8 protein-coding genes are annotated in these 11,228 nt (G+C 38.2%); 6 read left to right on the top strand and 2 right to left on the bottom strand.

What is annotated here, in order from left to right:
* Positions 1 to 351 precede the first annotated feature (351 nt).
* The gene (locus tag PX481_RS24885) at positions 352 to 1,809 is read right to left on the bottom strand and encodes a DASH family cryptochrome (protein ID WP_002756763.1); all 1,458 of its coding nucleotides are present in this window, start codon (positions 1,807 to 1,809) and stop codon (positions 352 to 354) included.
* Positions 1,810 to 1,986: 177 nt separating this feature from the next.
* A complete protein-coding gene (locus PX481_RS24890) occupies positions 1,987 to 4,299 on the bottom strand; it encodes a GumC family protein (protein WP_288096614.1) in 2,313 nt (770 codons plus the stop codon).
* Between the two features lie 794 nt (positions 4,300 to 5,093).
* Here PX481_RS24890 and PX481_RS24895 point away from each other — a divergent pair.
* From PX481_RS24895 to PX481_RS24920, 6 genes are all read left to right on the top strand, one after another.
* Positions 5,094 to 5,936 carry a putative capsular polysaccharide synthesis family protein gene (locus tag PX481_RS24895; protein WP_288025803.1) on the top strand — a complete coding sequence of 281 codons (843 nt, stop codon included), beginning with the start codon at positions 5,094 to 5,096 and terminating at the stop codon, positions 5,934 to 5,936.
* 25 nt (positions 5,937 to 5,961) lie between these two features.
* Positions 5,962 to 7,263, top strand: a complete 1,302-nt coding sequence (locus PX481_RS24900) for a flippase (protein WP_288025805.1) — start codon at positions 5,962 to 5,964, stop codon at positions 7,261 to 7,263.
* A gap of 67 nt (positions 7,264 to 7,330) precedes the next feature.
* The gene (locus PX481_RS24905; RefSeq protein WP_288025807.1) at positions 7,331 to 8,638 is read left to right on the top strand and encodes a hypothetical protein; all 1,308 of its coding nucleotides are present in this window, start codon (positions 7,331 to 7,333) and stop codon (positions 8,636 to 8,638) included.
* A 97-nt stretch (positions 8,639 to 8,735) separates the two neighbouring features.
* Entirely contained in the window at positions 8,736 to 9,575 is an 840-nt protein-coding gene (locus PX481_RS24910) for a sulfotransferase domain-containing protein (RefSeq protein ID WP_288096619.1), read from the top strand.
* 131 nt (positions 9,576 to 9,706) lie between these two features.
* Positions 9,707 to 10,609 carry a sulfotransferase family protein gene (locus PX481_RS24915; RefSeq protein ID WP_288024854.1) on the top strand — a complete coding sequence of 301 codons (903 nt, stop codon included), beginning with the start codon at positions 9,707 to 9,709 and terminating at the stop codon, positions 10,607 to 10,609.
* 281 nt (positions 10,610 to 10,890) lie between these two features.
* On the top strand, positions 10,891 to 11,112 hold the full coding sequence (locus PX481_RS24920; RefSeq protein WP_288024857.1) for a hypothetical protein: 222 nt from the start codon (positions 10,891 to 10,893) through the stop codon (positions 11,110 to 11,112).
* Positions 11,113 to 11,228: the final 116 nt, after the last annotated feature.

Raw genomic sequence — 11,228 nt, forward strand, 5'->3', positions numbered from 1 at the left:
CTCCCCTCGATTTAATTGGGTTTCAGTCCCGCAGCCAAGGACAAGCCACGGCTAAACTACCCGAAAAAGCTAAAGAAATCGAATGGCTTTAATTCAGTTATCAGTTATCAGTTATCAGATGTGAGTTTTCAGTTGATTAGACATCTGCAAAAATTATAACCCAATCAGAGCTTGATTTGATTATTTGTACTAATAAATAGTTCGATAATCCAAATATATATCTATCGTTGTTCATTCAATTTAACAGAAAAAATCTGGGGACATTAAAATCATTTTTATTTGGGTAAGTTGCTTGTCTAGACAAAATTTTAGTCTTGAGATAATATTATGTAGAAGTCCACTGATTACTGATTACTGTTCACTGAAATGCTGAAGATAAATTTTTTCGTTGTGTTTGATCGATCGAAAAAAATCGACAATGGGACGAGGATAATTAACCCCTAAAATCACACCATAACGCTTTTGTTCCTCTGGAGATAATTTATAAGGTTCGTGAATTTTATCGCCTTTTATTAGGGCTAATTCGGGCAACCAGTGACGTAAATAATCACCTTTGGGATCATAATCTTTCGACTGTTTAGGGATATTAAAATAACGAAATCCTCGCGCGTCATTGCCGACACCAGCAGTGTAATTCCAATTACCCCAATTACTACAGACATCGTAATCAATTAATAACGACTCGAACCATTCTGCTCCCATACACCAATCAATACCGAGATTTTTGCTCAGAAAACTAGCGACATTTTGCCGGCCACGATTCGACATAAATCCTGTAGCGGCTAATTCTCTCATATTAGCATCTACAAGGGGATAACCGGTTTTTCCCTCACACCAGAGATTAAATCTTTCCCAATCTTCTAGCCAAGGTAAATAAAGTTCTTGCAAACCAGATTTATAGAAGATTTTATTCCCGTGTTTACTGCAAATAAATCGGAAAAAATCTCGCCATAATAATTCAAAAATCAGCCAATAGGTAGAGTCATTTTTTACTCTCGTTTGCTCATACTTTTGTACTTCCTCGTAGATATAACGGGGGGAAAGACAGCCAAAACTTAACCAAGCTGAGAATTTTGAGGAATAATTAGTCCCTAACATTTCATTGCGGGTTTCCTTATAGGTTTTTAAGGAATCACTATCCCAAATATATTCTTTAACCCTTGATTTTCCTGCCATTTCACCCCCTTGAAACGACAAAACACCTCCCCGGTCTAGAATTGATTCTGTTAAGCCTAAATCGTTTAAACTGGGAAGGTTTCCCAACTCTATTTTAGGCAATTTTGTCAACTTTTTCGGCGTGGGATAAGTTGCTCTTATTTGCCAATAACGTTCTACTTGTTTACGAAAATTAGTAAATAATTCTGGTAATTGATTAAGGGTAAAAGGTAAGTCATCAGGATGGTATAAAGTGGCTGTCCAAAAAGTTTTTATCTGCACAGGAACCCCGGATAAAGCCTTATTTACCGCTTTTTCTACCGCTAATTCCTCTGCTGTTACCTCTTGATGATAATAAACCTTGGCTATCTGCAATTCTTGAACTAATTGTGGGATAATGTCTTCTGGTTTTCCCCGTCGGATAATTAAATTACCGCCTAAACTTTCCAGAGATTGTCGCAAATCTGCTACGCTTTCTAATAAAAATTTAGCCCGGAACTTGCCAGTTTTTGGAAACCCGTAGGAAGTAAAACCAAATTGACGCTCATCAAAACAATAGAAGGGAATTATCTCGAATTGTTCTTGAACAGCTTGATAAATTGCCTCGTGATCGTGAACCCGCAGATCATTGCGATACCAAATTAAAACCCGCATTTAACATCAATTAAAAGTTGATAAGTAAGTGGTTATAATTAAATAGAAGATAGATTTTGCCTCTGATCCCCCCTTGATAAGGGGGGATCCCCCCTTAATCCCCCCTTAATAAGGGGGGCAGGGGGGATCGGCACCTCCCTTATTAAGGGGGGCAGGGGGGATCTATCTTTAATTTAATTATCTTTTGCCGTAGTAATGGCCATAGTAACGATAATTGTGGTCTTTCCGACTAACATTATTAGCCACTAAGCCTAACACGGAAATGTGGGATAATCTCAGGTCTTCGAGCAGATTTTTCAGCACAAAGCGATCGGTTTTGCCCAGTTTGGTGACGAGAATTAGGCCAGTGGCCATGGCGGCGAGAATTTTCGCATCGGCAAAAGCGGCGATCGGTGGTAGATCGTAGATAATTAGATCGAAGGCGTGGTCTTGCTGTAATTGCGAGATCATCTCCTGCATTCTCTGGGAAGAAAGCAAGCGGGTTGGATCTGGGGGAATTGAACCGGCGGTAAGAATCGATAAATTCTCGTGGCGGGGCAGGGATTGAATCGCCTCGTTCCAATCGAGACCCTCGGCGAGGACATTACTAAGGCCGTGGTCGTTATCGAGATTAAGTCGTAGGTGAATCTGGGGTCGTCGCAGGTCGGCATCCACCAATAAGACTTTTTGTCCCATACGAGCGGCAGCCTTAGCGATATTTATTGCCGTAGTAGTTTTACCATCTCCCGGTGATACAGAACTAATCACGAGGGACTTGAGGGGGGAATCGGAACCGAGGAGGCGAATATTGGTGTTAAGAGTGTGGAAAGCCTCCGAGAAGGGGGAGAAATTATAGTAGTAGGGGTTTTCGTTGGCTGATTTCGCAGTGGTATTAGGGATAGTAAGTTGTTGACCAGCGACTGTTAACTGGGGTAGGGCGGCGGTGATCACTTTTTCGATCTTATCGAGGTCTTTTTGCCAGGGAATTGCGCCTAAAAGGGGCAGTTTGGTATCTTCTTTTAGTTCATCTGCACTATGATGAACGGGATCTAATCTTTCAGCTAAAAAGGCTGCCCCTAGGCCTAGTAACAGGCCACCAATAACCCCTAAAGCGAGATTTCGCACGGGTTTAGGAGAAACGAAATCTTCCTCTACTTCTGGAGGGGAAATTAGTTGCCAAGGCACCACTTGTTGTGCCACCTTGAGTTGGAGTTTTTGTTGTTCCTCCAGAAAACGACCGAGACTGGTGGTGGCAATTTCCAATTCTCGCTGCAAATCCGTATAACGACGGGCTAAAACCGCCAGATTTTTGACCGAGCCTTTCTGTTGTTCCAGGGCCCGGGCAAGGGATTCTACCTTAATTTCTAGGGTTTGGCGGGTGTTAGCGGCTTCCACCAATTGTTGGGTTAATTCTACCCGCAGAGCGCTCCGTGATACCAAAGCCGGGGAATTACCCACTGTCTGGGGCAGTTTTTCCCCTAGGGTTCTCTGGGCTTCGTTTTGCAGTAGGGGCAGTAAATTAGCGCGTTTTTCCTCTAGGGTGGCGATTATCGGGCTATCCTTGGCAAAAACTGCCGATTGTTTCGCCAATTCCACTTCCACTTCTTGCAACTGCTTGAGCAAATCTTGATAACCGGGAGATTCACTGAGATAAGTGGCGATAATTGCTTGATTAGGGGCCAATCCCACCTGTTGCTGTAAAGCTTGATAGCGAGAGTTAATTTCGTTAAGGGCAACTTGGGCGACTCTGTACTCCTGCTCGATGCTGGTTAACTGTTGCGATAAACGAGTGGCTTCCTTGTCGGGATCCAGGAAATTGTATTGCTGCCGGAATTGCTGCATTTGTTTTTGTAGAGAATTAACTCGTTCCTGCAGCACGGGCAATTGAGCGTTAACAAAATCCAAGCCTTGATTAATTTCGGTCTTGCGTTCCTGGGAACTATAGTTTAGGTAATGACGGGCTAAATTATCTAAAACCAGCTTAATTTTTTCTGGTTCTGCATTTTCGTAAACGATCTCTAAAACTTTCGTATCTTCTAATTGACTAATTTTGAGATCAGATTTGCCAGTTTTACTAATTAAATCACTGTAGGTAAAGTCGGGATATTGAGGAGTTATTTTACTAAGGATGGGGTTAAGGAGTTGAGGACTTTTCAGGACAGCGATTTGGGTTTCATAATCGATGTTCTCTCCACCCAACTGAGGCAGGATATCTTGGGCTGCCAGTTTGAGAGAATTTTTATTTTCCTCAATCGGTTGACCGATGAGCAGCAGGAATCTACCTTGATAGATAGGGGTTTTTAAGAAAGTCCAAGCAGCGATCGCACCTGTTACTCCTAGGGTGATGCCAGCGATTATCCACCAGCGATGCTTGACGACAGAAAGGACTTGACGCAGGTTGAGTTCCTCTTCTTCCTGCGTCAGGGGGGGGATAAAAGCTGGTTGGGCAAAAACTGGTAGATTTCCTTGGCTTTGGGTTTTTAAAGCCCCGTTTTGTTGGTTGTTCATCATTAATCAAATAGTCAAGGGATAACTCTATTAAACCGCATCTAGTATGCCAGTATAGCTTGAGAATAATTTGGGAATTTGTCCAAACATGGTATCTATTTAAAATAGCCTCAAACCCTTATAGAGTAAGGAATATGACATCTAAAGCTGAGATTGACTTCGGGACACTTTTAAGGATATAAACCGCAATCAGCTAGAGAACTGGAATTTCACTGGCAGGTCATTAACCCTTAAAAGTATTGCTATGCAAAGATCATAGCCGAAAAAACCAAACTACGGTTTTCCCTGTGGATGCGGTTTAAAAGATTTTGCGGTAGCAATCTGGCTCGATTAATTACCGCTTCATCATAACACCATGCTACAATGGCAACTATAGTTTTTCCAGAACTGCTAACTTTTGTCCCGCCTCGTCTTATGGTCAAGCTTGCTGATAATCCCCCCGACCAATCAGAGCATCCATAGGTAGCCATTCTACACTCAGGAATAGATAATTAGGCGGTTAGTTGACCAAGAGTTTTTTCGGGGCAAAGGGGGAAAATTGGGACAAGGAGAGAGAATTAACGGATAAAGCCGAAAAAATAGTTTATTAATGGCTAAAAACAGCTTTAAAATCAGTAAAATCCGTTTGTTTGCTTAGTGTCCTCAATGTAAGTGAGATAGTTGAGCAACTATCTTGAGAATTACCAAAATTACCACCCTGGGTTGACATTGATGCTGAAATAGATTATCTTCATTGAGAACTCAGCGTCTGTATCGCTGGTGTAGAGTAAAAAAATTAAACTACAGGCAAAAACCAAATGTCTAAATTTCTTGATAACCTGACTTATCTGCTGAATATTGTTCTGCAAGACATAAAATTACGATTCAAACTTTATGCAACTAATCAAACACCTATTATAATCTATCAAATGGGCAAAGTTGGTTCTAGCTCGGTGATGAAATCCTTAGAAAAAAAAGCAATTTTGCCATTGTTTCATGTTCATTTTTTACTCAAAAATGCTGATAATAGAAGCTTTTACAATCCTAAGGTTTACGAAATTTTAAACTTAAAACTGGGCAGAGAAAAGCAAGTCAGACGTGGTGAGTTTTTATATAACAAGATAATCGTTCCGAAAAAACAGGTAAAAATTATTTCTTTAACTAGGGAACCAATAGGTAGAAATGTTGCAGCTTTTTTTCAGAACTTTGAAAGAGAAACAGGGAAAAAGTATGAACAATCCAATTTTACTCCCCAAGAGCTAAGGGATATATTTATCAATTTTTTCCCTCATTCGATTCCCCTAGACTGGTTCGATAATTACTTCAAGCCATTTTTAGGGATAGATGTTTATGAATATCCTTTTCCGAAAGAGCAGGGATATTTAAGAATTAACAAAGATAATGTGGATTTATTGATCCTCAAACTAGAAACCTCTGACAGTGTAAAGGAAAAAGCAATCGCCGAATTTCTGGGTTTAAAAGAATTTAAGTTAGTAAGGACGAACGTGGGAGAAGATAAAAATTATCGAGATACGTATAAAGAATTTAAGCAAAATCTCAAATTACCACTATCTTATGTAGAGGAGATGTGCAGTTCTAAATACTTTAATCATTTTTACACGGAGGAAGAAATCAGAAAAGTTTATTCACGATGGACTTAGTAGCATCTCTGGAGCAAAGAAAAAGATGAAGAAAACTCCCTTAAAACTGAAAGAACGTTTAATTCGAGATGCGACGGGTTCTCTTGGTTTAAGAGTTGCTTTCATGACCCTTAGTTTTCTGACCAGTATTATTCTAGCTCGCTGGCTCGGTAAAAATGGCTTTGGGGTTTATACTTATGCAATGACTTGGCCGGCTTTGCTGGGCATTCCTGCGACTCTAGGCTTTAATAACTTATTAGTCAGAGAAGTGGCTATCTATAGTAGTCAGTCAGCTTGGGGATTAATGCGTGGTCTATTACAATGGGCAAATGCAATTGTCTTCATAGTTTCTAGCCTAATGGCATTAGTTGCTATTGCTATTATTCTGAACTGGGGACAAGTCAGGGAGCCGGACTTATTACCATCTCTGTGTGTAGCGATGATTTCCTTACCAATTGTCTCTTTAACTAGCTTGAGACTAGCGACGATGACGGGTTTACACAGGGTGGTTTTAGGGCAAATGCCAGAAAATCTACTAGCTCCCTTAGTTTTTATTATCCTGACGATTTCTAGCTACTGGTTTCTTAGAAATCAAGAAAATATCACTGTCTGGGTGATGGGCTTAAAATTGATATCTCTTGGCATTACTTTTGTCGTTGGTGTGGTACTATTAGCCAGAGTGCTTCCCCAAGAGGTTAAACAGGCTAAACCTGAATACAAAATTCTGACTTGGCTCAAGGACGGCTTACCGTTTATTTTGCTAGGAGGACTAGCGGTGATTAACTCTCGTATCGATATATTGATGCTCGGTGCCTTCAAGGGTGCGGGTGCGGTGGGAGTTTACGCAGTAGTCAGTCGAGTCACTTCTCTGATTATTTTTGGCCTAGGAATCTTGAATAATGTCCTTTCGCCAACTTTTGCTACACTGTATGCAGAGGGAAAGCGGGAACAACTGCAAAGGCTGGTTACTCATAGCACTCGTTTAATCAGCTTGTTTGCTCTAGTCATGACTTTGGGGTTGATTGCATTGAGATACTCGATTTTACAGCTTTTTGGTGCTGAGTTTATACAGGGACAAACAGCTTTGATAATTTTGAGTATTGGCTATCTGGTTAACGCTCTGACTGGTTCCGTGGGTCTATTGCTAAATATGACCCGCCATGCTAAATTTAGTGCAGCAACTGTGGTATTTGCCGCTTTGTTAAATGTCTGTCTTAATTGGCTACTAATACCGAAGTGGGGGGTGAATGGTGCAGCCACTGCCACCGCAATCTCGATGATTGTAGGTAATATTATCAGTGCTATCTGGGTACGCCAAAAATTGGGCATCAAATCTACGGCAATTTGATTAGATTATCCATACAAAACTTAACATTTTTGTTGTTTTTGTATTCGCAATTATTAGGACTGCTAAAATGAGTTTAGTTATAGCAAAAAAAAATCAATTTATTACTCAGCTATTGTCAACGCTTAGTTTCTATGTAACTTTGTTTCTAATATTAATAAACGATTATTTAAATGCAGGCATCGACGTAGAAAAAAAAATAAGTGTATTTCAAGGTATTTCTTTATTAACTCTTGCTTTTAGTGTAGTATTTGCCTTTGTATTAGACTCAGAATTTCGCAAAATTTTGTTGGGGAAAATAGGTGTTTTTTATTCTTTATCTCTCTTGCTATATACTTTCATGGGTTGGTATATTTTTCATAACGAATTTGAATTTATTAGATCAGATATTCAAGCTTTCTCTGGCTTGTTCATAGGGTTGGCTATTTTTCGTCTAATTGTTAAGTCCTATTATCCTAAATTACAACTACTTGCCTTTATAATATTGCCTACTTTTGTACTGTTTCATTCTACCACACAAACCATAATTGCAAGAAAATTAAATGTTGCGGGAATTGAAGAAAGAGTAGTTACCTTTCTAGATGCACGCTATTCATCACTACTGGAAATTCCCAGCAGTATTGCTCTGGCTATTTTAAGTAGAATAAGCTTCATCTGGGCAATACCAATTTGGGGAGCAATTTTTTGCCGTGCTTACCTATTGGGATTCTTAAACGCTAAGAGAACTATTTTACTATCTATATTGGTTTTAGTTGTTTTATCATTGATGATTTTATCCTACAAAGCATCTAATGGAGTGTTGAATAATAGTTCTTCTATTTTGAATTCAAGGAATTTTAAAATGTTATTAATAGCACTGCTGATATTAGTTATTTTTATCTTTTTCAACGATTTCAACATAGCAGAAATATTTGAAGATACATTATTATATGAGAGGTTTTATCAGATACAGTCTGGAGATAGATCATCAGAGTTGCGAATCGAAGAAGTTATTTCTGGGATACAAAGTCTTCAAGATATAGAATTTCTAGTTGGTAGGGGTATTGGGGCTAATTACTGGACTCCTGTAAGGAATGAAATGACCAATCACTTTCACATTGGCATCTTTAATTTTTTACTTCAAGGTGGTTTGATATTATTCAGCCTTGTATCGTATTTTCTTTTCGTATATTTTCCCTACTTATTTATTAAAGCTGCATTAAAACCAATGAGTTTTGATCCAAAAAAGAGAACGGCACTGCTATCTGTACTGCCGGGCTTATTTGCTTGGACCGTTGTTTTTTTGACAACTGGACACGCTTACCCCCAATTTTATATTGGATTGGGGTTTGGAATAGGCGCTTACTTGCAGATAAAAAAATATGGTCTTACCTTATAAAAATCTCACAACGATGACAAGATAATTTACTTATTCATGATAAAATTATAAATGGCTAGACCAACACATTTAATGTATGAAAATAAATAGCAATTATATGAACAATATTAGTGGGTTTTTCTTGAGAGGACAAAAAGTTTTAAATTTGCCGAGAAATTTATACCAAAAAATGTACTACAATCGCTCACTACCTAAAAATCATGTAGTGGAAGATGTATTCTTAGTATCCTATCCCAAATCGGGAAACACTTGGTTGAGATTTCTGATAGCAAATGCTCTCAAAGTCCATTATAATGTTGAGCAAGATGTTAACTTCTTTAATATTTTAGATATCATACCTTCAATAATAGGAGATGGCAATCTTCGTCTAGGAGGTTCTTTTGGCAGGACAGATATACCTAGAATTATTAAAAGTCACTCTGCCTATAACCCTTACTACTACAGAGTCATTTTACTTGTCCGAGATCCTAGAGATGTAATGATTTCCTATTATTACTACCTAAAAGATAGAAAACAAATAGATGATAAGTTAGAGATTTCAGAATTTATTAGACATACAAAATATGGAATTAACAGATGGACAGAACATACAAAATCATGGTATTACAACAACTATGGAGGTGGGGGTGGGCAGATCATTAAGATATTTAGATATGAGGATTTTTTAAAAGACACACACTTGCAATTATCTTCCGTGATGGATTGTTTTGGAATTAAAATCAATGAGAAATTGATAGATGAAGCTATTGCTTTAAGTTCTAAAGAAAAAATGAAAGATTCAGAGAAAAAGCATAGGTCTACCAATATTATAAATGCGAAAATACCCTTTGTGCGAAAGGGAGTTGCTAGTGGTGGACAGGAATTATCTGATCTGGATATAGAGTTTATTGCGAATTCAGCGACAGATATTGCTCGAATACTTGGTTATGACTTGTAGTATGTAAATTTTTCTGATTCTGCAGCCAGATAATTATTTGTTAGCCTGCAAGAGTTTGAAGCATAAATTTACGTTAGCGCAATCATTGATGTTTCTAGGGAATTACCATTTAAGTATGAGGAAGTAAAAGTATGGCATTGCCAAATTTTTTAATTATCGGAGCAGCCAAGGCGGGGACGACTTCCCTTTATGATTGGCTCAACCAACATCCACAAATTTATATGACACCAATTAAGGAGACTAACTTTTTTGCTTTCGAGGGCGAAAAAATTAGCTATCCTAAAGGTTCAATTAGTGAAGGTTATTTGGATGGTTTTAAGACTAGCTTTGAAAGTTATATGGAACAATTTCAGGGAGTTACGAATGAAATCGCCATAGGTGAAGCCTCACCTAGTTATCTATACCATGCTAAGGCGGCTGCAAGAATTAAGTATTATTGCCCTGATGTAAAACTAATAGCAATACTGCGAGATCCAGTGGAAAGAGCGTATTCGCAATTCTTGCATCATGCTCGAGAGGGCTTTGAAAACTGCTTAGATTTTAGTGCCGCCCTTCGGGAAGAAGATAACAGAATTCTTAACAAATGGTGGTGGGGATACTTTTATGTAGACGGAGGATTTTATTATACTCAATTACAGCGATATTTTGAAAAATTTGACTCTAGTAAAATCAAAGTTTATCTCTACGAAGATTTAAGAAGTAATCGTTATGATTTAATCAAGGATATTTTCCAATTTTTGGAAGTTGATGACAATTTTATTCCCGATACATCAACTAAATATAATGTTACTGGTATCCCTAAAAATAAGTTTTTACATGAGTTATTATCTAAGCAAAATTTTCTAAAAACTTCTGTGAAAGCAATTATGCCACAAGGTTTACGAAGAAAGCTGGCGATGAATTTAAAGAACGCTAATTTGGTTAAGCCTGAGTTTTCGCTAGAAATAAGGAAGCAATTAATCGAAATTTATAGGGAGGATATCTTGAAACTTCAGAACTTGATTCAGCGAGATATAAGCTCATGGTTACAATAGTTAAGTTGCTCTACGGACTCTAACTCCAGAGTAGCAGATAACGTGCCTAGTTGACAAGTAGATTAACTATATGGTATGTTTCATACCAGCCGTTAATGAATCTTAATATTTATTAATGTGGACTGGGATAGCTACTGATTTATTCAAGAGTTTATAATTGCCTAATAACAGGAGGCGGGTCGACAAATTGGATTGAAAACTATCAAGCAACTGTAAAAGAAAATAATTTTTTCTTTGGATTACTTAATACCAATCAACAACAATTCGACGAATTACAATCAATGGTTAAAAAATTCCTGAAAAACCTGTTCAGAAAACTAGGGGTTGAAGTCAAGAGATATAATCTTAATACTTCACAAGTGGCTCTGATGGAAAGGTTACTGGAATATCATAAGATAGAGCTAATTTTTGATATGGGTGCTAACTTTAGAATAGTGTTGCAAACTGATAAAATCTTGCTAATTTTGAAAGAAGCGGGCGGGAGCATCCCAGTTTTGCAATGAGTAAAAATACTCAGGCAATATCGCCGTTGAGATAAGCACAACGTAGCTTCAAATACTGAGGAACATTCTCTGCTTTCCATTGTGCTCCCACAATTTTCATTCTTGCACCTATTTGC

The sequence above is a fragment of the Microcystis sp. M53603_WE2 genome (assembly GCF_030065435.1).

What these genes read in the sequence shown, in the direction of transcription:
- PX481_RS24885 (WP_002756763.1), bottom strand. Translation starts at nt 1,809, where the DNA reads ATGCGGGTTTTAATTTGGTATCGCAATGATCTGCGGGTTCACGATCAC.
- PX481_RS24890 (WP_288096614.1), bottom strand. Translation starts at nt 4,299, where the DNA reads ATGATGAACAACCAACAAAACGGGGCTTTAAAAACCCAAAGCCAAGGA.
- PX481_RS24895 (WP_288025803.1), top strand. Translation starts at nt 5,094, where the DNA reads ATGTCTAAATTTCTTGATAACCTGACTTATCTGCTGAATATTGTTCTG.
- PX481_RS24900 (WP_288025805.1), top strand. Translation starts at nt 5,962, where the DNA reads ATGAAGAAAACTCCCTTAAAACTGAAAGAACGTTTAATTCGAGATGCG.
- PX481_RS24905 (WP_288025807.1), top strand. Translation starts at nt 7,331, where the DNA reads ATGAGTTTAGTTATAGCAAAAAAAAATCAATTTATTACTCAGCTATTG.
- PX481_RS24910 (WP_288096619.1), top strand. Translation starts at nt 8,736, where the DNA reads ATGAACAATATTAGTGGGTTTTTCTTGAGAGGACAAAAAGTTTTAAAT.
- PX481_RS24915 (WP_288024854.1), top strand. Translation starts at nt 9,707, where the DNA reads ATGGCATTGCCAAATTTTTTAATTATCGGAGCAGCCAAGGCGGGGACG.
- PX481_RS24920 (WP_288024857.1), top strand. Translation starts at nt 10,891, where the DNA reads ATGGTTAAAAAATTCCTGAAAAACCTGTTCAGAAAACTAGGGGTTGAA.